19 protein-coding genes are annotated in these 24,282 nt (G+C 63.6%); 7 read left to right on the forward strand and 12 right to left on the reverse strand.

Annotated elements, in window-relative coordinates:
* Positions 1–76: 76 nt before the first annotated feature.
* Complete coding sequence (grpE, locus tag PAB09_RS11805; protein WP_271033835.1) at positions 77–682, reverse strand: nucleotide exchange factor GrpE; 606 nt, start codon at positions 680–682, stop codon at positions 77–79.
* Positions 679–2,514: a molecular chaperone DnaK gene (gene dnaK / locus PAB09_RS11810; RefSeq protein ID WP_271033836.1), complete on the reverse strand. Its 1,836-nt coding sequence runs from the start codon at positions 2,512–2,514 to the stop codon at positions 679–681. Before dnaK ends, grpE begins: the two co-directional genes overlap by 4 nt.
* Before the next feature lie 806 nt (positions 2,515–3,320).
* Between dnaK and PAB09_RS11815 the strand changes: the two genes are divergently transcribed.
* From PAB09_RS11815 to PAB09_RS11825, 3 genes are all read left to right on the forward strand, one after another.
* Entirely contained in the window at positions 3,321–6,812 is a 3,492-nt protein-coding gene (locus PAB09_RS11815) for a bifunctional proline dehydrogenase/L-glutamate gamma-semialdehyde dehydrogenase (protein WP_271033837.1), read from the forward strand.
* A gap of 154 nt (positions 6,813–6,966) precedes the next feature.
* Positions 6,967–7,713, forward strand: a complete 747-nt coding sequence (locus tag PAB09_RS11820; RefSeq protein ID WP_271033838.1) for an AAA family ATPase — start codon at positions 6,967–6,969, stop codon at positions 7,711–7,713.
* A gap of 43 nt (positions 7,714–7,756) precedes the next feature.
* The gene (locus tag PAB09_RS11825; protein WP_442873673.1) at positions 7,757–9,223 is read left to right on the forward strand and encodes an AI-2E family transporter; all 1,467 of its coding nucleotides are present in this window, start codon (positions 7,757–7,759) and stop codon (positions 9,221–9,223) included.
* Positions 9,224–9,358: 135 nt separating this feature from the next.
* On the opposite strand, the gene PAB09_RS11830 is transcribed toward PAB09_RS11825, so the two are convergent.
* The 7 genes from PAB09_RS11830 to PAB09_RS11860 are packed head-to-tail and all read right to left on the reverse strand — an operon-like array spanning position 9,359 to position 16,025.
* Positions 9,359–10,309 (reverse strand): sulfite exporter TauE/SafE family protein, encoded by a 951-nt coding sequence (locus PAB09_RS11830; RefSeq protein WP_271033840.1) that lies wholly within the window; start codon positions 10,307–10,309, stop codon positions 9,359–9,361.
* Between the two features lie 33 nt (positions 10,310–10,342).
* Positions 10,343–11,050, reverse strand: a complete 708-nt coding sequence (locus tag PAB09_RS11835) for a sirohydrochlorin chelatase (protein WP_271033841.1) — start codon at positions 11,048–11,050, stop codon at positions 10,343–10,345.
* Positions 11,051–11,076: 26 nt separating this feature from the next.
* Positions 11,077–12,381, reverse strand: a complete 1,305-nt coding sequence (locus PAB09_RS11840) for a sulfate adenylyltransferase subunit 1 (RefSeq protein WP_271033842.1) — start codon at positions 12,379–12,381, stop codon at positions 11,077–11,079.
* Positions 12,381–13,301 carry a sulfate adenylyltransferase subunit CysD gene (gene cysD, locus PAB09_RS11845; RefSeq protein WP_271033843.1) on the reverse strand — a complete coding sequence of 307 codons (921 nt, stop codon included), beginning with the start codon at positions 13,299–13,301 and terminating at the stop codon, positions 12,381–12,383. Before cysD ends, PAB09_RS11840 begins: the two co-directional genes overlap by 1 nt.
* A complete protein-coding gene (locus PAB09_RS11850; protein ID WP_271033844.1) occupies positions 13,298–14,095 on the reverse strand; it encodes a phosphoadenylyl-sulfate reductase in 798 nt (265 codons plus the stop codon). Before PAB09_RS11850 ends, cysD begins: the two co-directional genes overlap by 4 nt.
* Before the next feature lie 8 nt (positions 14,096–14,103).
* Positions 14,104–14,358, reverse strand: coding sequence for a hypothetical protein (locus PAB09_RS11855; protein ID WP_271033845.1), 255 nt, complete (start codon positions 14,356–14,358; stop codon positions 14,104–14,106).
* Positions 14,355–16,025 (reverse strand): nitrite/sulfite reductase, encoded by a 1,671-nt coding sequence (locus tag PAB09_RS11860; protein ID WP_271033846.1) that lies wholly within the window; start codon positions 16,023–16,025, stop codon positions 14,355–14,357. Before PAB09_RS11860 ends, PAB09_RS11855 begins: the two co-directional genes overlap by 4 nt.
* A 401-nt stretch (positions 16,026–16,426) precedes the next feature.
* On the opposite strand from PAB09_RS11860, the gene PAB09_RS11865 reads away from it, so the two are divergent.
* Complete coding sequence (locus PAB09_RS11865) at positions 16,427–17,785, forward strand: FAD-dependent oxidoreductase (protein WP_271033847.1); 1,359 nt, start codon at positions 16,427–16,429, stop codon at positions 17,783–17,785.
* A gap of 64 nt (positions 17,786–17,849) precedes the next feature.
* Here the strand turns inward: PAB09_RS11865 and PAB09_RS11870 are convergent, their stop codons facing one another.
* Positions 17,850–19,340 (reverse strand): ATP-binding protein, encoded by a 1,491-nt coding sequence (locus PAB09_RS11870; RefSeq protein WP_271033848.1) that lies wholly within the window; start codon positions 19,338–19,340, stop codon positions 17,850–17,852.
* Between the two features lie 449 nt (positions 19,341–19,789).
* Between PAB09_RS11870 and PAB09_RS11875 the strand changes: the two genes are divergently transcribed.
* Both PAB09_RS11875 and PAB09_RS11880 read left to right on the forward strand, forming a co-directional pair.
* Positions 19,790–20,965 (forward strand): NAD(P)-dependent malic enzyme, encoded by a 1,176-nt coding sequence (locus tag PAB09_RS11875; RefSeq protein ID WP_271033849.1) that lies wholly within the window; start codon positions 19,790–19,792, stop codon positions 20,963–20,965.
* A 140-nt stretch (positions 20,966–21,105) separates the two neighbouring features.
* The gene (locus PAB09_RS11880) at positions 21,106–22,128 is read left to right on the forward strand and encodes an HNH endonuclease signature motif containing protein (protein WP_271033850.1); all 1,023 of its coding nucleotides are present in this window, start codon (positions 21,106–21,108) and stop codon (positions 22,126–22,128) included.
* On the opposite strand, the gene PAB09_RS11885 is transcribed toward PAB09_RS11880, so the two are convergent.
* Together PAB09_RS11885 and PAB09_RS11890 are read right to left on the reverse strand one after the other, a co-directional pair.
* A complete protein-coding gene (locus PAB09_RS11885) occupies positions 22,125–22,691 on the reverse strand; it encodes a nucleosidase (RefSeq protein WP_271033851.1) in 567 nt (188 codons plus the stop codon). The genes PAB09_RS11880 and PAB09_RS11885 overlap by 4 nt on opposite strands.
* A complete protein-coding gene (locus PAB09_RS11890; protein WP_271033852.1) occupies positions 22,688–23,509 on the reverse strand; it encodes a YwiC-like family protein in 822 nt (273 codons plus the stop codon). The genes PAB09_RS11885 and PAB09_RS11890 overlap by 4 nt, the downstream gene beginning before the upstream one ends.
* A 244-nt stretch (positions 23,510–23,753) precedes the next feature.
* Here PAB09_RS11890 and PAB09_RS11895 point away from each other — a divergent pair, with 244 nt between their 5' ends.
* Positions 23,754–24,263 carry an FAD/NAD(P)-binding protein gene (locus tag PAB09_RS11895; protein WP_271033853.1) on the forward strand — a complete coding sequence of 170 codons (510 nt, stop codon included), beginning with the start codon at positions 23,754–23,756 and terminating at the stop codon, positions 24,261–24,263.
* The last annotated feature ends 19 nt before the right edge of the window (positions 24,264–24,282 follow it).

Consider the following 24,282-nt stretch of genomic DNA (forward strand, 5'->3'; position numbering starts at 1 on the left):
CAGCAAGGTTGGCGGGCCTATTGTTTTTTTGCTTTCCGACGCCCACCTGCCGCAGGCAGGTAAGACCTCGGACTGCTTAGTTTTCTTCCTGTGTAGGATCGGCGATGATCACCATCGCGGTTCGCAGCAGGCGGTCGTCGAGCTGGTAGCCCTTGCGCAAGACCGTCCCGATGACCTTCTCGTCACCGCTGGACAGATCCTGCACCGCCTCGTGGCGCTCCGGGTCAAACGCATCGCCTTCGGCGCCGAAGGGGGTGACCTTCAGCCCGTCGAGGATGCCCACAAACTTATCGCGGAACACCTTCAGCGGACCTTCGCTCAGGTCGCCGTGCTTGTCGGCGAGATCAAGATCGTCAAGGACAGGCAGCAACTGGGTCAATACCTGCGCCTTGGCGTTATCGATGCTGACCTTGCGCTCACGGTCGGTGCGGCGGCGGTAGTTCGCGTACTCTGCGGACAATCGCTGCAGATCTTCCGTGCGCTCGGCAAGCTGATCTTCGAGGGAGACCCCGGCCTCGGCGTCGGCCTCAACTTCGGCCAACGCCTCGGCGAGTTCGGCTTCCAGCGAAGGATCGAGGTCAGCTTCGGATGCGTGAGCGGCAGCCTGGGCGTCCTCGTTACCTGCGGATCCCTGCTCGGGCTTCGTGTAGTCCTGCTCGCCCGGGTTGTCGTTTACGCTCACTTCTTGTCTTCTTCCTCATCCACGACCTCGGCGTCAACGACGTCGGAGTCAGCATTTGCGGAACCAGCGTTGGCGGCACCTGCCTCGGCAGCCTGTGCCTCGTAGATGGCCTTGCCCATCTCCTGGCTCTCGGTGGACAGCTTCTCAACAGCAGCCTTGATGGCCTCGATGTCGGTGCCCTTCAGGGCCTCATCAACGGCGTCGGCAGCCTCGGTGACCTTGGTCTTGATCTCCTCGGACACCTTGTCGGAGTTCTCCTCCAGGAACTTGCGGGTCTGGTAGGCCATAGACTCGGCGGAGTTGCGGGTCTCCTGCTCCTCGCGGCGCTTCTTGTCCTCCTCAGCGTGCGCCTCGGCGTCTTTGACCATGCGGTCGATCTCTTCCTGGGACAGGCCAGAGCCGTCCTGGATCTTGATGGTGTTCTCCTTGCCGGTGCCCTTGTCCTTAGCGGTGACGTGGACAATACCGTTGGCGTCGATGTCGAAGGTGACCTCGATCTGCGGGACACCACGCGGGGCCGGTGCGATGCCGCCAAGCTCGAAGGAGCCGAGCAGCTTGTTGGCTGCAGCCATCTCACGCTCGCCCTGGTAGACCTGAATCTGAACGGAAGGCTGGTTGTCTTCCGCGGTGGTGAAGGTCTCGGAACGCTTGGTTGGGATGGTGGTGTTGCGCTCGATGAGCTTGGTCATCACGCCACCCTTGGTCTCAATACCCAGCGACAGCGGGGTGACGTCGAGAAGCAGCACGTCCTTGACCTCACCGCGCAAAACGCCGGCCTGCAAAGCTGCACCAACTGCGACGACCTCGTCCGGGTTCACACCCTTGTTCGGCTCGCGGCCGCCGGTCAGCTCCTTGACCAACTCGGATACGGCAGGCATACGGGTAGAGCCACCAACCAAAACCACGTGGTCGATTTCAGCGACGGAGATGCCGGCATCCTTGATGACCTGGTTGAACGGAGTCTTGGTGCGGTCGAGCAGGTCCTGGGTGATCTTCTGGAACTCGGTGCGAGACAGGGTCTCGTCGAGGAACAGCGGGTTCTTGTCGGCGTCAACGGTGATGTAAGGAAGGTTGACGGTAGCCGACTGCGAGGCAGACAGCTCGATCTTTGCCTTCTCTGCAGCCTCACGCAGACGCTGCATAGCCATCTTGTCCTTGGAAAGGTCGACGCCGTTGGAGGCCTTGAACTTGTCGATCAGCCATTCCACGATGCGGTTGTCCCAGTCATCGCCACCGAGCTGGTTGTCACCAGCGGTTGCGCGAACCTCAACCACGCCGTCGCCGATCTCCAGCAGGGAGACGTCGAAGGTACCGCCACCGAGGTCGAAGACCAAGATGGTCTGCTCCTTCTCGCCCTTTTCGAGGCCGTAGGCCAAAGCAGCTGCGGTCGGCTCGTTGACGATGCGCAAAACGTTAAGGCCTGCGATCTGGCCAGCTTCCTTGGTGGCCTGACGCTGAGCGTCGGAGAAGTAAGCAGGGACGGTGATGACTGCGTCGGTGACATCCTCACCCAGGTAAGCCTCCGCGTCGCGCTTGAGCTTCATCAGCGTGCGGGCGGAGATTTCCTGCGGGGTGTACTTCTTGCCATCGATGCTAACGGTCCAGTCAGTGCCGATGTGACGCTTGACGGAGCGGATGGTGCGGTCAACGTTGGTGACTGCCTGGTTCTTTGCGGACTGGCCAACGAGCACCTCACCATTCTTGGCGAATGCGACCACCGACGGGGTGGTGCGCGAGCCCTCGGCGTTGGCGATGACTACCGGCTCGCCGCCCTCGAGAACAGAAACGCAAGAGTTAGTGGTACCAAGGTCAATTCCTACTGCGCGACCCATAATGATTCCCTCCAAAGGTAAATGATGATTGTTGATGTTGTTCTCTTGATGTTGAATCCCCCAGACTCAACGTGATCCCAGTGCGTTACCTACACTTGGAACCTCCTTGAGTCCGTCTCACTCAACCTGACACTTAGAGTAACTCATTTTGGACCCAACTTGTTCCCTCACTCCCCCATTTTTTCTTCGCAGTTTTCATTTCGGCAGGTAAAAGCCCATAAACTTTTTTCACAAAGTTGAGCGTCCACGTATCAACTTTGCCCCATCGCGGCTTCTTACACTTCCTTACACCTCTTTTCGTGCGGCAATCCACGTGCATCGCTGGGGCGGGCCATTGTCCACCCCCGCATGTTGAACAACTATGCCTGAGCTGTAGGTTTCCAAGCATTTTCCCATAGTGGCGAAAATCTTGATCGCGAAACCTAGCCGGAGGTTTCCGCATACTCATATACTTTCGCCAAACCATCCGATCTCCTGGAAAGGCAAGGGCAATGCACCTCGACCGCTCCAGCAGCCGGCACGTTTCCGATCGTCCACCGGTGCTGTAAATCACGCTGCGTTCAACCCCTCATACGCAACGGATTCGTTCGTGGGTTGACCTGTGTGTAGGTGGCTTGCCTATCCAGGCTTGCCTTCATCTGTCCCCGGTTGTACGTTCGCCGCATTTTCCTCACGCAGGAGCAGCGAAAAATCTCCCTTTTTCATCCACCCTTTTTCCCGACCCGGAAAAGGGGAATCCAGCTCATCCTGAAACAGCTTCCCTTCTCACAGTGGAACCTGCTCAGGGGCACAAGAGGAGTTTTTCCATGAATGCTCACACCCCACTTTCCAACAGCACTGACCTCGAAGACGTCTTGGCCGCTGCCATCAACCGCGCGCACTCCTGGCTCGCCGAAACCAACAACGCCGCCTCCAAGAAGGAGGCAAAGTCCACCGAACAGCTTGCCGCGCTCGTGCGCGACAAGGACGGCATCGCTTTTACCATGGGCTTCGTCGACCGCGTCGCACGCCCCGAGGACAATAACGTCGCGGCCAAGGAGCTGGCGAACCTGGCCTCCCCGTGGTCGAAGAACTCGCTCCTCCCGGACTTCATTGGGCTGGTCGACAAAGGTCTGGTCACCGCAGGCTCGCTTGCCGCATCCATCCTGCCAGGCGTGGTCATGCCGCTGGCACGCAAGCGCCTGCGACAGATGGTTGGCCATCTGGTCCTCGACGCCGAGGGCAAGGCTCTCAACGCCAAGCTCGCCGAGGCCAAGCGCGACGGCTTCCAGCTCAACCTCAACCTCCTCGGCGAGGCGGTGCTCGGCGAGGATGAGGCGATCTCCCGCCTGGAGCGCACCCGCCAATTACTCCGCAACCCCAACGTCACCTACGTCTCCATCAAGGCCTCCTCGGTCTGCGCCCAGCTCAACCCCTGGGACATCGAAGGCAACCTCACCCGCCTGAAGGATCGCTTGCGCCCGCTGTACCGCGAGGCCAAAAACCGCAGCCCATATGCCTTCATCAACATGGACATGGAGGAGTACAAGGACTTGAGCCTGACCATCCGCCTGTTCACCGAGCTCATGAGCGAGGCCGAGTTCATGGATCTACAGGCCGGGATCGTGCTGCAGGCATATTTGCCGGACACGTTCGACGCACTGGTGGAGCTGGCCGAGTTCGCCAGGAAGCGTCGTGAGGCAGGCGGCGCCCCCATTAAGATCCGCCTGGTCAAGGGCGCCAACCTCTCGATGGAGAAGGTCGATGCGGAGATGCACGACTGGCAGCTGGCCACCTACTCGGACAAGTTTTTCGTCGACGCCAACTACTACCGTCTCATGGACTACATCCTCCAGCCGGAGCACGCGGATAACGTCCGCATCGGCGTGGCCTCCCACAACCTGTTCACCGTCGCCTTGGCCCACGAGCTGTCCACTCGGCGCGGGGTGCAGCGCCAGCTCGACATCGAGATGCTCCAGGGTATGGCACCGGCGCAGTCCCGCGCGGTCAAGAAGGTCGCAGGCGGGCTCATCCTCTACACCCCGGTCGTCCACTCCGAGGACTTCGACGTCGCCGTCTCCTACCTGGTGCGCCGCCTGGAGGAAAACGGCGAGAAACAGAACTTCCTCCACGCCCTGTTCGCACCCGAGGTAGAAGGCCCTGATCACCTCACCCCGCTGGCAGCGCAGGAGGAGGCCTTCAAGAAGGCGGTGGCCAGCCGCTGGACCAATCCGGCCGGGCCAAACCGCACGCAGGACCGCACCCAGGAGGCGGCCGCCAAGGCGGGAGCCTTGTCCCACACCACCCCGGAGCACTTCAGCGGCGAGCCGGACACCGATCCCTCCCTGCCCGCCAACCGCGCGTGGGCGCTGGAGGTTCTCGCCCGCGACCCCGGCGCGCGCACCAGCCCGCTTGTCACCGACCCGGCCGACATTGACGCCTTCGTCGCAAAGGCGGGCAAGCTCGGCGCACAGTGGGGTACTACCACTGGTGCTACCCGTGCTGAGGCGCTCGCGGTGATCGCCGACAAGCTGGCCGACGCCCGCGGCGAGCTCATCAGCGCCATGGTCCATGAGGCAGGCAAGACGGTGGCCGAGTCCGACCCGGAGGTCTCCGAGGGCATCGACTTCGCCCAGTACTACGCGCACAGCGCGCGCGAGCTCGACCGCGCCCGCTCGACGTTTACGCCCTTCAAGGTCGTCCTGGTCACCCCGCCGTGGAACTTCCCCTTTGCCATCCCGGTCGGCGGCGTGTTTGCCGCCCTGGCCGCGGGTGCTGCGGTGATCATCAAGCCCGCCCCGCAGGTCGTGCGCGTGGCCGAGGTCGCCGTCGCGCTCATCCGCGAGGGGCTTGCCGACGCAGGCCACGACCCGGATCTCGTGCAGCTGGTCAACGCCGACGAGGCAGCAGCCGGCAAGCGCCTGGTCTCCCACGAGGACATCGACTCCGTCATCTTGACCGGCGCCTCGGACACCGCGCGGCTGTTCCGCTCGTGGAAGCCGGAGATGGTCATCAACGCCGAGACCTCCGGCAAGAACGCCATCATCGTCACCCCGGCCGCCGACCCCGACCTGGCGGTGGCCGACGTCTACCGCTCCGCCTTCGGGCACGCGGGACAAAAGTGCTCGGCCGCCTCCCTGGTCATCCTGGTCGGCTCGGTGGGTGCCTCGCAGCGCTTCATGAGCCAGCTGCTGGATGCGGTCAAGACCCTCAAGGTCGGCCCGGGCACGGACATCTCCACCACGATGAACGGCATCATCGAGGCCCCTTCCGAGAAGCTGCTGCGCGGTCTGACCCAGCTGGATGCGGGTGAGAAGTGGCTGCTCAAGCCGGAGAAGCTCAACGAAGAGGGCACGTTGTGGTCGCCGGGCGTGCGCGACGGCGTGCGGCCGGGTTCGTGGTACCACACCCATGAGTGCTTCGGCCCGGTGCTGGGCATCATGCGCGCCGATACCTTGGATGAGGCCGTGGCCTGGCAAAACTCCACCGGCTTCGGGCTCACCGGCGGCATCCACTCCCTCGATCCGGAGGAGATCGCCTACTGGCGCGAGCACGTGGAGGTGGGCAACGCCTATATCAACCGCGGCATCACCGGCGCGATCGTCGAGCGCCAGTCCTTCGGCGGCTGGAAGGACTCCGCCATCGGCTCCGGCGCGAAGGCTGGCGGCCCCAACTATGTGACCCAGCAGGGCCGCTGGGCGGACGGCGATCTTTCGGATGTGCCGGTCTCCTCCCTGCGCCCGGACATCAACCGCGCCCTGCGCGGTGCCATCGAGAAGCTGGGGCTGGATGCCGCAGACGCCGCCTGGCTGCGCGCCGCCGCCTACCTGGATGCGGCCGCCTGGCACGAGGAGTTCGGCATCGAGCACGACCGTACAGGGCTTATCTCCGAGTCGAACGTGTTCCGCTACCGTCGCCTCCTACGCCCGCTGGAGGTTCGCATCGGCGAGGGTTATGCGCTGCGCGAGGTGCTGCGCCTGCAGCTCGCGGCGTTGATTACCGGGTCTCCGGTCCGTTTCAGCGCGGCACCGAAGGTCGCCTGCGCCCTCGCGTCCGCCGGCATCGTGGTCGAGTCGATCGATGACGCCGCCTTTGCTGTGTTCGTCGGAAAGCAAAGCTCAACACGGGTGCGCGCCATCGGTGCGGTCGACACAGCGCTGTATGCGGCCGCTGCCACGTCCGGGTCGGTCGTCTTTGACCAGCCGGTGCTTGCCGACGGGCGCCGCGAGCTGCTGCCGTTCCTGCTTGAGCAGACCGTGACGGCAACCCGCCACCGCTTCGGCGTGATCGCCCCGGAGCTGGCGCCGGACAACGTCTAGGGGCATTCCCCAGCCAGGGCGCTGAGGTTGCTGTTCACAGCAGCGATCTCAGCGCCTCGGCATGCTTGCCGACGCCTACGGTCGCCTACCTTATTACATGGAGATTCCCCTGTTTCCGGCCTTAAAGAAACCGACATCCCATACGCTGTTACCCATGTTCGTGCGCAGAATTCGCTTCGATGACACCCCCAGGCCCCAACGCGACGCCGATAACTACGTCTGGCACCTGCCGGTAGTCGCGGCACTGCGGAGGCAGCAGGTGCTGGAGGTGCGCTCCCCGATCACGGTGGTGTCCGGGGACAACGGCTCGGGCAAGTCCACGCTGCTGGAGGCCATCGCGCTGCGCCTCGGTTTTCCTGGCCAAGGCGGGGCCATCGGGGACAGTCATTTTCTGCGCGCTTGGCACGGTGACGAGTCCCCGCTTGCCGACAGGCTTATCGTGAAGACGGCCGCTCCCCTTCTCTCCGGCTGGTACTACCGCGCCGATCTCCACGACTTTGCGATTGCCACCATGAATTCGCCGCTGGCGCGTGGCAACCGCAACGTGTTGTCCGACGCCGCGGACCTACGAGCCCGCTCACACGGACAGTCACTCATCGACCTATTCCGGGAGCATGTAGGCCGCGATGGAGTCTACGTGCTCGACGAGCCAGAGGCCGGGCTGTCGGTATCTGGGCAGCTGGCGGCCAGCGCCATGATCGCGCGTGCTGCCTCCTTAGGCAGCCAGTTCTTCATCGCCACTCATTCACCGATCTTTCTTGGGATCACCGGGGCACGGATCCTCGAGCTGGGCGAGGAAGGTATGCGCGAGGTGGCGTTTGAGGAAAGTGAGCCCGTGCAAGCGATGCGGGAATTCCTGGCCGATCCGAAGGAGTGCTTCCGCTTCATACTCGAGGATTAGCCGGGGTATCGGCTCCTGGTGTTGGATTTGTGCATACCTGCGCATGTCGCGGGCTTATGGCAAAGTGGTAGACATTATGAACACTGAGAATCGACCCCCCTTTCCCCCTGAGGATGCGGGTGCCACGAAGGCGGAGGCCGGAGGCGTCGGCAAGCAATCCCCTGTGGATTCGCGGCTGGACGACATACTCGATGCCGCGGTAGAAAAAGACGAGCTCCCCTTCGAGGAAACGACATCCCTGCCGGAAAAGGAGACCGCGGACCGCGCGGTGATCTTGGGCCAGGACGGGCGCTGGATCGCTGGCTGGGCGCTGCGCTTTATCATCATGGCCGCAGCACTGGTCATTTTGTGGAAGGCGCTCGGCACCGTCTGGTCTGGGCTTTTGCCAGTGGTGCTCGCACTGATCGTGTCGACCGTACTGTGGCCGCCGGTGCGCTGGCTGCGTCAGCGCAAGGTGCCGCCAGCGCTGGCGGTGGTCATCACCATCGTCGGCGCGATCGCCGTCATCGGCGGCATCTTTGCCTCCATCGCGCCGTCTATTGCCAACCAATCCAAAGACCTGGTGGACAAGGCCTCCCAGGGCATCGGGCAGCTGCGCAACTGGGCGGAGACCGGCCCGCTCAACCTCGACCTGAGCAAGTACGATGACCTCATCCAAAAGGGCATCAACTTCCTCCAGGACCAAATGAGCAACATCGCCTCCGGCGTGGTCGGCGGCGTGACCGCGGCCAGTGAGGTCCTGGTCACCGTGGTCCTCATGCTCATCTTGTCCTTCTTCTTCCTCAAGGACGGCGACCGCTTCCTGCCCTTGGTGCGCACCACCACCGGCCCCAACGTCGGCTGGCACCTCACCGAGGTGCTCACCCGCATGTGGAACACCTTGAGCGGCTACGTCCGCGCGCAGGCAACCGTATCCCTGGTGGATGCCGTGCTCATCGGCCTGGGCCTAATCATCTTGAAGGTGCCGCTGGCGCTCGCGCTCGGCGTGATCACCTTCTTCGCCGGCTTCATCCCAATCGTCGGTGCGTTTTCCGCCGGTGCCCTGGCGGTGATCATCGCGCTGGTCTCCAACGGTATCCAATCCGCGCTGTTCGTGCTCATCCTGATCGTCGCCGTGCAGCAGATCGAGGGCCACGTCTTGCAGCCGGTGCTGCAGTCGAAGGCCATGAACCTGCACGCGGCGATCGTGTTGTTGTCGGTGACCTTAGGCTCCACGCTCTTCGGCGTGATCGGCGCCTTCTTGGCCGTGCCGGTCGCAGCCACGCTCGCGGTGCTGGTGCGTTACCACGCCGAGCTGGTCGCCCTGCGCGCGGGCGAGATCACGATCGACGATATCGAGATGGCCACCACCGCCGAGGCCCAGCCCTCGGTGACCACCCAGGAGGCATGGACCCGCTTCCGCGAATCGCTGAGCGTGCTCGGGAATAAGAAGTCCGCCGAGGGAGATTCCGACGAGGCTTCGACGCCGTCCGTCAAGATCGTCGCCGAGGAAGAACCCAAGCAGTATTAGAATCGGAACCCGCTTGCAGCGCGCCATCTCCCGCACGTAGTACGAGGTGGCGCGTTTTCGCGTAGCGGTAGCGTGCCCGCTCGACGTGCTGGCTGTCTACAAAAGACCGTTGCTTCATCAGCCTCGGGCGCCTAGCTAGGCGACAGTGGTAATAGCTGGGCTTTCCTCAAAATCCTCGCTGCGGGAGGTGACGACCTGCTCCTGCTCCTTGGCCGCGGCGCGAGCCCGGCGCACACCCAGGAGGGTAAAGCCCGCACCGAAAGCGAAGACCACGGCCTGCAGCACCCACTGGGTAGGGGTCTTGGCAATATCCCCCAGCCCCACCAGCGGCAGCAGGTTGGGGAAGTTGAGAATCACAATCAGCGAGCCGACCAAGCCGCCGAGGGCAACGGGGTTAATGCGCGAGATGAGGAACGCGGCGATCGGGGTGGTGATCATACCGCCGATGAGCAAGGCGACGACAGCCGCCGCGTTGGCGGTCAGTTCCTCCCACAGTCCGAAGACGAAGCCCAAGGTCGCGGCCACGGAGACCAAGAACTCCGCGGTGTTGACCGTGCCGACGATCCGGCGCGGCTCCTGGCGCCCCAACCCTAGCAGGGTCGAGGTGGTCACCGGCCCCCAGCCGCCGCCACCGGAGGCGTCGACGAAGCCACCGACGGAGCCGAGCAGCACGAGAAACGGCGTGGAGTAGGTGCGCTCCTTGATCTGGCGGACCACCCGCCCCTTGGAGAAGCGCCAGATCAGGTTAATGCCGATGGCGACAAGGATCGCGGAGGTCACCGGCTTCGCGGCCGCGGTGGACAGGTTCGCCAGCAGGGTCGAGCCGATGAAGGCGAAGATCGCGCCGGGCACGCCGAGTCTGAGCACGACCTTCCAATCGACGTTGCCGAAGCGCCAGTGGGCCACACCGGACATGAAGGTGGTGCCCACCTCGGCGGCGTGGACCACGGCCGAGGCCTGGGCGGGGCCGAGGCCTGCCAGCAGGATGAGGATCGTGGTGGAGGTGACGCCGAAGCCCATGCCCAGCCCGCCGTCAACAAGCTGCGCTGCGGCACCAGCAATGGCAATAAAGATAAGAGTGCGCATTGGGGAGTCCTTAAGAAGTGTCGGGGTTGGGTGTTAGCAGCTCAAGCACAGGCGGGCGCTTGCGCGTTGACAGACGATGGGTGCCAGCTGCGCGCCCAGGGGCGCGGAGTGGGTGATGACGGCGCCGGTGGCGTCTTGGATCTTCGATATGGCGTCAACGGCCATATCCAGCAACAGGCCGTGGGTGACAAACAGAGGCAGAACATGCACCCGAGGATGGGCATAGGCCACCGCGGTCAACGAGGACTTGTGTGCGCCGGTGGCCTGCACGCTGCTTACCCCCCGGCCGGTCATCGCGGCCAGCTGCTGCGCTAGGGCGATGACCTGCTCGTTCGCCTTCTCGTCGGAGGAACCCACAGAGTACAAGGCGATGTGCGCATCCGCCGGAGCCTGCTGTGCTACGCGCGCAGCCAACACGGCGGCGACGGACGCGTCGGTCCCGAGGGCGTCGGCAAGCTCCAGCCTTAACCCACTGGCGTGTTGGGCAGCTTCGACCTCCCGGGGCACGTCGACCTTGTGGTGATAGGCGGAGGAGAACAGCAGCGGCACCACGATGGCCTCGGTCTCCCCTTGCGCCTTCAGCCTGCGCGCGAGGGTTTCTAGGTCCGGGTCGATGAAATCCAGATGCGCCTCGTAACAGGGAATGCACATTCGCGCCTCGACGGCCGAGACGAGCTCGGCCACGGTGGCCTGCGCCTTGCGGTGGCGGGAGCCGTGCGAGAGAACAATGAGTGCAGTCATGGTACGAGGCTTTCTGGTTTGAGGTTTTAGCGCAGGCGCTTGCCGACGAGCCCCGCCGCCAGCGTGTTGCCGGAGGCGTTGTCGATCAGCAGGAAGGAGCCGACGGCGCCGCGGGCCGCGTAGGCGTCGATGGGCAACGGGTTTTGGGTCTCCACCACCACGTGGGCGATGTCGTTGAGCCCGACCTGCTCCGGGGCCTCCACGTCGCTGATGCCGTCGATGTCCAGCACGCGCTGGATCTCCGCGATGCGGCCGCGCACCAGCGTGGTGCCGTAGCGAACTTTAAGCATCTGGCCTGCGCGCAGCTGTTTATCGGTCAGCCCCACGATGGTGGCCTCGAAGCTGCGGGTATCCTCCGGGCGGTTGGTGGAAGAGACGAGATCCCCGCGCACGAGGTCGATCTCATCGGCCAGGCGCAGGACGACGGAGTCGCGCGCGGTGGCCTGCTCGACCTCGCCGTCGGAGGTGTCGATTCCCACGACGGTGGAGGTCCGCCCCTCCGGCAGGGCCACGGTATCGCCCACGCGCACGCTGCCTGCGGTGACCTGGCCCGCGTAGCCGCGGTAGTCGGTGGCGTGCTCGCGGATGACGTACTGGATCGGGAAGCGGAAGTCGAGCTCACCTGCGCGGCCCGCGGACACCGGGATGGTCTCCAGCAGCTCCAGCACCGTGGGGCCTTGGTACCACGGCATGTTCTCGCTGGCCTCGACGACGTTGTCGCCCTTGAGCGCGGAGATCGGCACGACGTGCGGGTCGGCGATGCCCAGCTGGTCTGCCAGCTGCTCGAAGTCGGAGCGGATGGCGTTGAAGGTGTCCTCGGAGTAGTCGACCAGGTCGATCTTGTTCACGGCGAGGACGACGGTGCGCACGCCCAAAAGCGCTGCCACCGACAGGTGGCGGCGGGTCTGCTCCACCACGCCGTGGCGGGCGTCGACCAGCAGCACGACCACCTGGGAGGTAGACACGCCGGTCACCGTGTTGCGGGTGTACTGGACGTGACCTGGGGTGTCGGCCAGGATGAAGGTGCGGCGGTCGGTGGCGAAGTAGCGGTAGGCCACGTCGATCGTGATGCCCTGCTCGCGCTCGGCGCGCAGGCCGTCGACAAGCAGGGAAAGGTCAAGCCCCTCGAAGCCGCGATCGGCGCTGGTGCGCTTGACGGACTCGAGCTGGTCGGACAGGACCGACTTGGTGTCGTGCAGGAGGCGGCCGACGAAGGTGGACTTGCCGTCGTCGACGGAGCCCGCCGTGCACAGGCGCAGGGTCTCGCGGCTACCGATGATCTCGGTCGCGGATGCCTTCTGCCCGGCAGAATTCTCGATTGCGGTGGTCATCAGAAGTAGCCTTCCTTCTTGCGGTCTTCCATGGCGGATTCGCTGAGTCGGTCGTCAGCTCGGGTGGCGCCGCGCTCGGTGAGGCGGCTGGTGGAGATCTCGGCGATCACTTCGTCGATGGAGGCGGCATCCGACTCGACGGCGCCGGTGCACGACATGTCGCCGACAGTGCGGTAGCGCACGCGCTTGGTGACCAGCTCCTCCTTGTCGGTGGGCCCGCCCCACTCTCCGGCGGTCAGCCACATGCCGCCGCGGTTGAAGACCTCACGGTCGTGGGCGAAGTAGATCTCCGGTAGCTTGATGCCGCGGGCGCCGATGTACTCCCACACGTCCGTCTCGGTCCAGTTGGAGATCGGGAACACGCGGATGTTCTCGCCCGGCAGCTTGCCGCCGTTGTAGAGCGTCCACAGCTCGGGGCGCTGGCGGCGCGGGTCCCAGCCGCCGAAGGAGTCACGCACGGAGAAGACGCGCTCCTTGGCGCGCGCACGCTCCTCGTCGCGGCGGGCACCGCCCAGGACTGCGTCGTAGCCCTGCTCGGCGATGGTCTCCACCAACGGCACGGTCTGCAGCGGGTTGCGGGTGCCGTCGGGGCGCTCCTGCAGGTCGCCGCGGTCGATCCAGTCCTGGACCTTGGCTACGCGCAGGCGCGCGCCGGTCTCTTCGACCAGGCGGTCGCGGAACTCGATGACCTCGGGGAAATTGTGGCCGGTGTCCACGTGCAGCAGCTCGAAGGGAACGGCGGCCGGCGCGAAGGCGCGGCGGGCGAGCTCGAAGACGACGACGGAGTCCTTGCCGCCGGAAAACAGCAGGCCCACCTTGTCGAACTGTCCTGCAACCTCGCGCAGGATGTGAATGGACTCGTTCTCGAGGTCTTTGAGGTGTGGGGACAGTGCAGTCTGGGTGGTAATAGTGGAGGTCATGTGTGCAATCCGCATTCAGTCTTGGCGTTTCCGGCCCAACGGCCGGATCGGGGGTCTTGTCCGGGCAGCACCGGCATGGTGCAGGTGGCACAGCCGATGGAGGGATAGTTCTGCTTGGTCAACGGGTGGATGATGAGGTCTTTTTCTTCGATATAGGCCTCGGTGTCCTCAAGCGACCAGGTGATGATCGGCGAGATCTTCAGCCGGCCGGTCTTATCCAGCGACAGCGCAGGTGCGGTGGCCCTGGTGGGTCCGTCGGCACGCCGCAGGCCGGTGATCCAGCCCTGGTAGTCACTCAGGGCCACCGCCAGCGGCTCGACCTTGCGCATCCGGCAGCAGGCAGTGGGGTTGTTCCGGTAAAGGTTGACCCCGTACACCTTGTCCTGCTCCGCGCGAGAAAGCAGTGCCGTTGCGCGCACCAGTGTGTTATTTGCGTAACGACGTTCCACCTGGTCGGCGACCTCGAGGGTTTCCGGGAAGTGGTACCCGGTGTCGAGGAAGAGGAAGTCCGCACCGGGCAGGTGATCCTTGGCCAGCTCCGCGAGCACCGTGTTCTCCATGGACAAGGTGACAACCAGCTTGCCAGCCACATGGGTGTGTGCCCAGTCGAGGATGTCTTTGGCCGTGGCGTCGTAGAGCTTGTCGGCCCAGTCGGCCACGAGCTTTTCGTTTTCGGCCACGACCTCGGGCGCAAGTGGTGTGGTCTCCTTCGGCCCTTCGGGCGAAATCTCCGGGTCGCGCGGGTTGGTGGCCTGCCCGCCCAGGATCGGGCTGTTATTGAGTGAGAAAGTCATGTCTTCTTCTAGGTCCTAGCGTTTGCCGTGGCCAACGCGTGGCGGTTGAGCGACGCTTCCAGCGCTTGGTGGGTTGACAGCGACTTGTTCGGGCGGTGAGTGGCGTCGTCTTGTCCGTGGAACATCACCGAGAAGACTCGGTGACAGTCCGCGCAGCTCCAGGCGAAGTCGGTCTCGACGTCCGGGAACAACGAGGTTCCAGCGCAGTAGGGGCAGTACTCGGGGTGGTTGCGGTTCGGGTTCGGCTTGCGACGAAAACTCATTGCAGATCCTCCTCGGCGGCGCGCAGCACCCACTCGCGGAATTGCTCGCCCTCGGTGCGCTGCTCCTTGTACTTGGTGACCAGGCGCACCACGTAGTCGCCCACCTCGGTGGAGGTCACCTTGTGCCCGCGCAGCTTGCGCCCGAAGTCCGGGTGCAGGCCCAGCGAGCCGCCCAGGTGGACCTGGAAGCCCTCGACGCGGTTGCCCTCGGCGTCGGTGACGGTCTGTCCCTTGAAGCCGATGTCGGCGACCTGCGTGCGGGCGCAGGAGTTGGGGCAGCCGTTGAGCGAGATGCGGATCGGCACGTCCAGGTCGCCGACGCGCTCCTCGAGGTCGTCTACCAGCTCGATGGCGCGGGCCTTGGTGGTCACGTGCGCCAGCTTGCAGAACTCCAGGCCGGTGCAGGAGACGATGCCGCGGCGGAACTCGCTCGGCTTGGAGTACAAGCCAGTCTCATCCAGGGCCGCCGACAGGGCCTCGACGTCGCTTTCCTCGATGTCGAGGAAGAGCAGCTCCTTGTCTGGGGTGGTGCGCAGGCGGGTGATGCCGAACTTCTCTGCAACGTCGGCGATCGCGATGAGCTGCTCGCCGGTGGCGTGTCCCACGGTCGGCTTGACGCCGAGGTAGAACTTGCCGTCCTTCTGCTTGTGCAGGCCGAGGTGATCGCGCGAGCCTGGGTTCTCCGGCACGTGGGGGCCGTCGATGAGCGGGGTGTCCAGGTACTCGGTCTCGAGCACCTCGCGGAACTTCTCGATGCCCCACTGCGCAACGAGGAACTTCAGGCGCGCGCGGTTGCGCAGGCGGCGGAAGCCGTAGTCGCGGAAGACGCGGGCTACCGCGGCCCACACCTCGGGCACCCGTTCGAGCGGGATCCACGCGCCCAGCGACTGGGCCAGCATCGGGTTGGTGGACAGGCCGCCGCCGACATAGCACTCGAAGCCCGGCCCGAACTCCGGGTGCACGGAGGCGATAAAGGAGATGTCCTGGATCTCGTGGGTCACGTCCTGGCGGGCGTTGCCGGTGATCGCGGTCTTGAACTTGCGCGGCAGGTTGTGGAACTCTTCGCGCGGGAGGTAATTGTTGACGATCTCGTCGATGGCCGGGGTGCCGTCGATGATCTCGTCGGCGGCAACGCCTGCGACTGGGGAGCCCAGCACCACGCGCGGGACGTCGCCGCACCCTAACAGGGTGGACAGGCCGTTGGCCTCGAGCTTGTCCCAGATGGCCGGGACATCCTCGATGCGCACCCAGTGCAGCTGGATGTTCTGGCGGTCGGTGAAGTCCGCGGTCGAGCGGGCGTAGTCGCGGGAAATCTCGCCCACGGTGCGCAGCTGCTGCGGGGTGACCCGGCCGCCGTCGAAGCGCACGCGCAGCATGAAGAACTCGTCCTGCAGCTCGGAGTTCTCCAGCTGGCCGGTGTACTCGCCGCCTAAGTCCTGACGACGCTGGGTGTACAGGCCCAGCCACTTAAAGCGCGGCGCCAGGTCCTCCGCCGGGATGGAGCTAAAGCCCTGCTTGGAGTAGATATCAATGACACGCTGGCGCGCGGACAGGCCGCCGTCTTCCTGCTTGATGCGTTCGTCGGCGTTCAACGGCTTTTGTCCGTCGATCTTCCACTGTCCTTCAGACTTCTGTGGACGACGACTCGTCTTCGTTGGGGTGGTCATATGTGGGCTTATATCTTTCTATTCGCTCGTTGCTGTAGAAAACAATCTAGGCATACCAACCTGTCTAAGCAAGGGTCTAAATAGACCAAGCGGTATGCTCAAACCCCTACGACCATCGCTTACCTGCTTTTTTAAAAATACAACAGGGTGAATATAATGTAGACCGCTTTGTCTTAAAGGGGTGTTTTCTGAATTTAATCTCCCCTCGTCTTGCAAATCGACGCCTCAACACGTTACCTTTACGTACCACTTGGTCTATTTTGCGGTTCAAACGTGAATCCGCCCGCATCCCGCGACCAAGACAAGCTTTGCTTTCCGACGTTCACCGTGCCCCGCGCGTCGGCAAGCACAAACCGCAATATACGAAAACCCCACAAAGAAAGGCCACAAGGCTTCCCATCATGAGCACCTCCTCCCCGCTTCGCGTCGCCGTCATCGGCGCAGGCCCAGCCGGTATCTACGCTTCCGACATCCTGGTGAAAAACACCGACGGCAACGTGGCCATCGACCTCATCGAGCAGATGCCCGCGCCTTTCGGCCTCATCCGCTACGGCGTGGCCCCCGACCACCCGCGCATCAAGGGCATTATCACCTCCCTGCACCGCGTGCTGGACACCCCGCAGATCCGCCTGCTGGGCAACATCCACGTCGGGCGCGACGTCACCGTTGAGGACCTCCAAAGCCACTACGACGCCGTCATCTTCGCCACCGGCGCCGTCGGCGACCGTCGCATCGGCATCCCGGGCGAGGACCTCGAGGGCGTGCACGGCGCCGGCGAGTTCGTCGGCTTCTACGACGGCAACCCCCGCTTCGAGCGCGACTGGGACCTGTCTGCAAAGGAAGTAGCCGTGATCGGCGTGGGCAACGTCGGCCTGGACGTCGCCCGCATCCTGGCCAAGACCGGCGACGAGCTACTGGTCACCGAGATCCCAGACAACGTCTACGCCTGCCTGAAGGAAAACAAGGCCGAGACCGTGCGCGTATTCGGCCGCCGCGGCCCGGCCCAGGTCAAATTCTCCCCGCAGGAGCTCAAGGAGCTCGACCACTCCCCGACCATCAACGTGGTCGTCGACCCTGAGGACATCGACTACGACGCCGCCTCCGAACAGGCCCGCCGCGATTCGAAGTCCCAGGACCTGGTCTGCCAGATCATCGAAAACTACGCCATCCGCGAGCCGAAGCAGGCCCCGCACACCCTCCAGATCCACCTATTCGAAAACCCGGTGGAGATCCTGGGCGAGGACGGCAAGGTGGTTGGCCTGCGCACCGAGCGCACCGAGCTGACCGGCGACGGCCAGGTCCGCGGCACCGGCAAGTTCACCGACTGGCCAGTCCAGGCGGTCTACGCCGCGGTGGGCTACCGCTCCGACGCCATCGACGGTGTGCCCTTCAATGAGGTCAAAAACGTCATCTCCAACGACGGCGGCCACGTCATCGACGAAGACGGCGAGATCCTGCCCGGCCTGTACACCACCGGCTGGATCAAGCGCGGCCCGGTGGGGCTGATCGGCAACACCAAGTCCGACGCCAAGGAAACCATCGATATGCTGCTTTCCGACGCCGCAGCCGGCAAGCTTCGCACCGACTTCGACGGCGACTTCGCCGACTTCCTCGCCGAGCGCGGCATCGACTACACCACCTGGGAGGGTTGGCACGCCCTCGACGCCGCCGAGCGCGCCCTCGGCGAGGCCGAGGATCGCGAGCGCAAGAAGATCGTCGAGTGGGCCGACATGGTCGAGGCCTCCAAGGCCCGCGTCTAAACGCGACCATGACTAAGAGCCGGAGAGCCCGCGGGGCTTTTCGGCTCTTTAAGTTTCGGCGGTCTCAGGACCTTTCAGCGCGCACCAAGCGGTAGCGCTGCTTAGGACTCCTATTCGGCTCAGTTCTTTCGACTATTCCTTCATCTATGAGGATATTCACCGTTCGACGCACCGTGGCCAGGACTACACCAGCAGCGGCGGCCAAGTCTCTAGACGATGCGGAGCTGTGCTGTGCGAGATAGTCGAGAACGACCTTGCGGGTTGAGCCCCACTCTCTCGATGCCTGTTCAGCAGGAGTGGGCTTGCGTTTGAAAAATTCGAGCCGGAATCCATTGAGATTGCTGTGCGGCGCAGGCGGAGGCAGCAACTCCTGCTGAAGCTTATCCAGAATTTCCTGATAGCCCGACCCCCGGTTCTCGGCGACGAATCCTCCTTCCTCATACGGAGTCGACTCAAGTAAACGAGCCAACACCTCGTTCCTCGAGCTACTTTGGCCATCCTGCCCGAGAGATTCCACCGTCACCGGCCCATAGAGCCCGCCTGGGTTAAGCACCTCCAATCGATCTAGATACAAGTTGACCTGTACTTGTGTTCCTCTTGCACCTGGGGAGTAATCGCGGTGTAAAAGCGCATTCGTCACCGCTTCACGAACTGCTGCAGGAGGAAAATCAAACAGATCGTGGCGAAGCGAATCCTTGATAATTGCTCCCCGAGGCGATGACTTCTTTACTGTCTCTACGACATCAAATACCATCGCAGGAATTGGCCCTTCGAGAACAAGCGAATTTAAGTAGCGGACACCAGACTCATCGCTTGCCTTGGTTACTCCCTTGTAATGGGTAAATACAACCGACAATTGAGGGAAAAACTGCTGGGGATACTCTCCAAGAGCAAGCAGCGCAGCCAAGGTTGGACGTAGCCGTTGCGACTCATCCGCGTGCGCAATGTTGAGACGCTGTAACAGCTTTTCTTTGGGTGTTTTCCCCAATAGCCTCGGACGAGCCTCGCGTTCCCGCGCAATCAAGGACTCCAACAACTTCGCGTCAAGGTCATCAAGAGTGGCTTCAGAAACAAGTTCGCGGTCCCACCTTGGCTGATGAACCTGTTCCAACATCCGATCTATCTCATAGTTAGAGAGCCGATGATCTCCATCATTTGTACGGATGAACGAACCTTGGTAACGCCCCTTCGTCGTGACAAAAACCGGCTTTTCGTGCGGTTCTGCGGGCAACACTTCAGCGACTACCACCCAACCATCCTCAAAAGGAAGTGTTTCCAATGTTGCAGGTCGCACGGGCGGTGTGAGCTTGTTACTGAGCACCTCTGCGAGCGCATCACTAATCTTTGCGTGGCGGAATTGATCTGAAGTGATAAAGCCTGCATTCTCATCAAGCCCCAGAATGATGGTGCCGCCAGAACCATTGGCGAATGCCGAAACCGACTCGACGATCCCCTTCGGTAGACCACTAAAAGCAGCTTTGACCTCTACCTGCTGATTATCCGTTCCACGTTTGCGCAGTTGCTCAACCAGTTCCTGAAGCTCATCAGAACGCATGAGGAGGCCACCTTAACCTTTATTTGACATGCAACACTGCATATAACACTACACATAACACTACACATTGAATTGCTAAGTGTATACAGTGTTCCGCACTATACACACCAGGAAACGGCAGCCTAAAATTACCCTAAGCTGGTTTTTTCCGTTCTTTATTGCACAATTACCGTAGGCAAAATATCGCACAACACTACACATAACACTGCACATCGCGGTGTGTAGTGTGTACAGTGTTATGTGTAGTGTGTGCAGTGTTCAGCCTCCGTCAACGTCCGGGCGCGCGGCGGGCGTCGGCAAGCGCAAGATCCCACATGGCGGGACAAAATACCCCTATTTTCACAGGGATTGGTCACAAAAGTTCACGCAATGAAATAGATAACCGTAGTATCACGGGTTTAGAACTGCCCCCTTTTTCACTTGATAATCAGGCAACGGAGTCTTTTGCCATGACGTATTTCGATCTCCCCTTCCAGCCGGACGAACTGACCGATGAGGCCATCTTTGCCGCTCACGAAGGCGGAAAGCTGGCGGTCGCCTCGGCGCGCCCGCTGCGCTCACGCCATGACCTTTCGCTGGCCTACACCCCCGGCGTTGCGCGCGTATGCAAGGCCATCGAGGCCGACGAGTCGCTCTACCCGCGCTACACCGGCACCGGCCGCACCGTCGCCGTGATCTCCGACGGCACCGCCGTGCTCGGCCTAGGCAACATCGGCCCCAAGGGCGCCATGCCGGTCATGGAGGGCAAGTGCCAGCTGTTTTCCTCCTTCGTCGACCTCAACGCCATCCCGATCGTCATCGATGAGACCGACACCGACAAGCTCATCGCTGCCATCGCGGCGATCGCCCCTTCCTTCGGCGCGATCAACCTGGAGGACATCTCCGCGCCGCGCTGCTTCGAGATCGAGCGCCGTCTCGACGAGATGCTAGACATCCCCGTCTTCCACGACGACCAGCACGGCACCGCCATCGTGCTCACCGCAGGCATCCGCAACGCCTGCGCGCTCACCGGCCGCAGGCTCGAGGACCTTCGGGTGGTCATCTCCGGCGCGGGCGCTGCCGGTATCGCTTGTTGCAAAATGCTTCTGGGCGCTGGCGTCACGGACATCATCCTGCTCGACTCCAAGGGGGTTATCCACCCCGACCGCGAAGGCGGCCTGCACCCGGTCAAGCAGGAGATTGCCGAGATCACCAACCCGCGCCGGATCACCGACCGCGAGCAGGCCTTCGAGGGTGCCAGCGTGTTTATCGGCCTGTCCCGCGGCAAGGTCGGCGAGGACCTGCTGGTGCGCATGGCGGACAAGCCCTTCCTGTTCTCCCTGGCCAACCCGGACCCGGAGATCTTGCCGGAGCTGGCCGCCAAGTACGCCTCCGTGGTCGCCACCGGGCGTTCCGACCTGCCGAATCAGATCAACAACGTCTTGGCCTTCCCCGGCATCTTCGAGGGCGCGCTCAAGGCCCAGGCCACCGCGATCACCCCTGCCATGAAGCTGGCCGCCTCCGAGGCCATCGCCTCGATCGTGGGCGAGGACCTGGCCACGGACTACATCATCCCTTCCGCCTTGGATACCCGGGTCGCGCCGGCGGTCGCGGCCGCTGTGGAGCGCGCAGCGGCCGCGCAATAATAGTCGTTGTCGGCTGCGGCTGCAGCGCCGCCTGCAGGAAGTCTGTGGATAACACATACCGGCGGTAGTTATCCACAGATTTTTGCTTTCCGACGCCCATAGGCTTGCGCGCTTTTCGGCCACCTTTTACCTTCGGCCCTATGAACCCGATCGACCAGCTCACCCAGCTGTTCAACCAGCCGCTTGTGCTGCTTGAAGCAACCGCCGCCCTCGGCGGTACTAGGCAGCTGAAGGCGCACGGCATGGTCGCCTTTCTTGCCACCACACTCGGCTCCTACGCCAAGACCTACTTTGGCGCCACCTCCTGCTCGCGCCTCCAGGCCGACACCCTTGCCGCCATCGAGGGCCACGGCCTCGACTTCGACTATCTCCACGAGATAGAGAAGCAGGCGGCCCGCATCAAGGACGAACGCGCCAAATGGCGCCTGCGCCACCACCTGGCCACCGAACTCGCGCCCGGCGTACCGCTGCGCGAGTTCGCCCGTCAGGCCCGCGAGCACACAACGGCGCTCCTGCCGACGCGGCCCAAGCTGAAGAAGACGTACCAGGTTCAACGCAACGCCAACGACCTATGGAAGATCACCATCATCGGCGAGCCCGAGGACATCGACCGCATCGAACACCTCATCAAAAACGCCGACGACCCCGCCCGAGAGCTGCTTGACGAAGACAAGGCAACCGTCGTCAAGGTGCTGCGCCCCGTGGTCACCATCCCCCTCGACGCCCTCGACACCCTCATCGACGGCACCGGCGACGAGGCCGTCTTTGCCTGCTCCGACGGGATAAGAAGAACCAGCACCCAGCTGGCCCGCTCCAAGCTCGAACCCCACTTCTATGTCGGGCTGATCCACCCCGTCGAAGGCCCTGTCGACCTGGTGCGCACGAGCCGATTCCCCAACGAGAAGCAACGCATCCTCGCCAAAGTGGAATCCCCCGCCTGCGTACACCCCACCTGCAACAAGCCCGCCGACTACTGCCAGATCCACCACATCCACCCCTGGAACCAAGGAGGAACCACCACCAGCTCCAACCTCACCGTCTTGTGCCCCTTCCACAACGGAAGAAACGACGACGACCCCACCGCCCCGAAGCACGGCCGCGTCGAACGCATAGACGGCGCCCCGGTCTGGGTCTACCCGCCCTGGCACCACAAGGCGCTCTAAGAAAAGCCGAGTGCCCGCACCGCCTCGGCTAGCTCGCGCGCGCCCTGGTCCACCGCGTCCGCCCAGGTGGCGGTGGAGGACTCGTCGGCGTTGTCGCTGACCTGCTTGAGCAGCGTCACCGGCACGCCGAAGTGCTGGCATACCTTCGCAATGGCGTAGCCTTCCATGTCCACCAGATCGGCGCGACGCGCCAGCTGTGCCCGGCGCGCGGAGTCGTTGATGAAGGAGTCCCCGGTGGCCAGCCGCGCGGTCGGCAGCATCCCGCTTGGCGTGCCCAGCGCCAGGGTGTTGGGGAACTCCCGGCCCGTGATCTGCTCGATGGCAGAGGTCTCAAAGTCGTGTTTGAGTACTTCTCGGATTTCGAAGACGCCACCGTGGCCGTCGATAAGCGAGCCAGCGGTACCGATGTTGACCACGCGGGCAGGAAGCGGCCCGCGGGTAAGCGCCTCCGTCAACGCCATGGTGGCATTGAGGGTACCGATGCCCGTGATCAGCACGTCCGCCCCCTCGGGCAGGTGCGCGGCCTCGCCGGCAACAGCGGCGACAAAAAGTGGTCCAGTCATGCCCCCAAGCCTAGCCCCACTAGCACCACGGCCAGCCCCGCGAGCACGCACAAAGGAACCTCCGCCATGCCGATGGCCTTCGGGCTCCACGCCCGCCCGCGGCGCATCGACAGCGGAAACGCGACCGCGCGCACCAGCGCCCACACCGCCACCACCAGCATCAAGCTAGCCGCCACCACCGGCAGGCGACCCCACGCCAGCGCCACGCACGCCGCCATGAGCCCGTGATAGGCAATCGAAGCGAAAAGGTATCCGTTACTGCGGCGCTCGCGGATCATGGTCTTGACAAAGGGGATCGTGCCGGTGAAATACGCCGCCAGGAAGCCGGTGGCCAACCACAGCTCGCCCGGCAACTCCAGCCCCGGCGACACCGCCGCGACCAGCGCGGGAAACACTAACGCGGAGGCGATCGTGGTGGCCACCCCCGAGGCCAGCGAGCGCGGTCGATGTCGCAGCGTCTCCCACACGGCGATCGCCACGAGCGGGGCAAACAGCGGCGCGAACCACACAAGCCCAGGCCGGGCCGCCACGACGGCGGCTACGCAGGCCAGGCTGATCGCTCCCGGGATGAGCATCGGGGCGCGGTAGGGTGCCTTGCGGGCGGGCGTTCGGGCGCGCGCCCACTGCCCGAAGGCGAAGAAGGCGAAGTATCCCGCGAACCACGCGCCGAAGATAAGTACCACCACGCCCGCGCCCCGTCCGCCGCTGAGCCCTAGGCCGGTGATCGCCCCGGCGACGGCCGGGGTGACCAGCATCGCCCAGGCGCCGTGTTGGTTGGGTATCCAGTGCGCCTTGCGCTTGCTTGTTGGTTGCGACACGCATCCCATCCTAAACCACGTCTAGACAGACCGTTTCAGTCTTGCCTGCCCACCAGCGGCCATTCTGACCCGATTAAGACCGCTTGGTCTATATTTATATTCACGTAGCGCACTCTCCCTACCTGCCGCAACAGTAAGTGAGCACCCTCAACCTACCGCCATTACGGCGAGTGTGCTTTACTTTATTAGACCAATCAGTCTAGCAAAGGCGGACTGAGCAAACTTGAGAGCTGAAAGGGAAACGATGAGCCGCTCACTCAACATCGCAATCATCGGCGCCGGCGCAGCCGGCCTCTACACCGCCAGCCAGCTCATGTGCTCCCCCGCACCGGGCGGGCTGCGCCTCCACCTCCTCGACCAGCAACCCGCGCCCCTGGGCCTGCTCGCCGCCCGCGGCACCGGCGCCCCCGTCATTGCCACCCCGGGCAAGGTCACCTTCTTCGGCAACATCACCGTGGGCACCGACGTCACGCTTGGTGAGCTGGAGTCCATCTACGACGCGGTCATCGACACCACCTCGCTCAGCGAGCCGGTCACCGAGTTCACCCTCCGCGCCCTCATCGACATCGCCCGCGCCCAGCAGTGGAACGCCCGCGAAACCAAGCGCGCGCGGGTCACCCTGAAGGACCTCATCAACACCCGCGCCCTGCCCGCGACCGCGTGGAAGAACCCCCTGCATCTGCCCGGCTCCCGTAGCCTCGCGCAGTGGCAGCGCCTGCTCGAGACCGCCCACGGCGTCCCGGTCTGCTTCTAGGAATTCCGCTACGTCTTAA

It is taken from the genome of Corynebacterium sp. SCR221107 (assembly GCF_027886475.1).
GTDB lineage: Bacteria > Actinomycetota > Actinomycetes > Mycobacteriales > Mycobacteriaceae > Corynebacterium.

Bases quoted from the DNA above. Each gene is read 5' to 3' on its own strand.
- dnaK (WP_271033836.1), bottom strand. From the start codon at position 2,514: ATGGGTCGCGCAGTAGGAATTGACCTTGGTACCACTAACTCTTGCGTT.
- PAB09_RS11815 (WP_271033837.1), top strand. From the start codon at position 3,321: ATGAATGCTCACACCCCACTTTCCAACAGCACTGACCTCGAAGACGTC.
- PAB09_RS11820 (WP_271033838.1), top strand. From the start codon at position 6,967: ATGTTCGTGCGCAGAATTCGCTTCGATGACACCCCCAGGCCCCAACGC.
- PAB09_RS11825 (WP_442873673.1), top strand. From the start codon at position 7,757: ATGTCGCGGGCTTATGGCAAAGTGGTAGACATTATGAACACTGAGAAT.
- PAB09_RS11830 (WP_271033840.1), bottom strand. From the start codon at position 10,309: ATGCGCACTCTTATCTTTATTGCCATTGCTGGTGCCGCAGCGCAGCTT.
- PAB09_RS11835 (WP_271033841.1), bottom strand. From the start codon at position 11,050: ATGACTGCACTCATTGTTCTCTCGCACGGCTCCCGCCACCGCAAGGCG.
- PAB09_RS11840 (WP_271033842.1), bottom strand. From the start codon at position 12,381: ATGACCACCGCAATCGAGAATTCTGCCGGGCAGAAGGCATCCGCGACC.
- cysD (WP_271033843.1), bottom strand. From the start codon at position 13,301: ATGACCTCCACTATTACCACCCAGACTGCACTGTCCCCACACCTCAAA.
- PAB09_RS11850 (WP_271033844.1), bottom strand. From the start codon at position 14,095: ATGACTTTCTCACTCAATAACAGCCCGATCCTGGGCGGGCAGGCCACC.
- PAB09_RS11855 (WP_271033845.1), bottom strand. From the start codon at position 14,358: ATGAGTTTTCGTCGCAAGCCGAACCCGAACCGCAACCACCCCGAGTAC.
- PAB09_RS11860 (WP_271033846.1), bottom strand. From the start codon at position 16,025: ATGACCACCCCAACGAAGACGAGTCGTCGTCCACAGAAGTCTGAAGGA.
- PAB09_RS11865 (WP_271033847.1), top strand. From the start codon at position 16,427: ATGAGCACCTCCTCCCCGCTTCGCGTCGCCGTCATCGGCGCAGGCCCA.
- PAB09_RS11870 (WP_271033848.1), bottom strand. From the start codon at position 19,340: ATGCGTTCTGATGAGCTTCAGGAACTGGTTGAGCAACTGCGCAAACGT.
- PAB09_RS11875 (WP_271033849.1), top strand. From the start codon at position 19,790: ATGACGTATTTCGATCTCCCCTTCCAGCCGGACGAACTGACCGATGAG.
- PAB09_RS11880 (WP_271033850.1), top strand. From the start codon at position 21,106: ATGAACCCGATCGACCAGCTCACCCAGCTGTTCAACCAGCCGCTTGTG.
- PAB09_RS11885 (WP_271033851.1), bottom strand. From the start codon at position 22,691: ATGACTGGACCACTTTTTGTCGCCGCTGTTGCCGGCGAGGCCGCGCAC.
- PAB09_RS11895 (WP_271033853.1), top strand. From the start codon at position 23,754: ATGAGCCGCTCACTCAACATCGCAATCATCGGCGCCGGCGCAGCCGGC.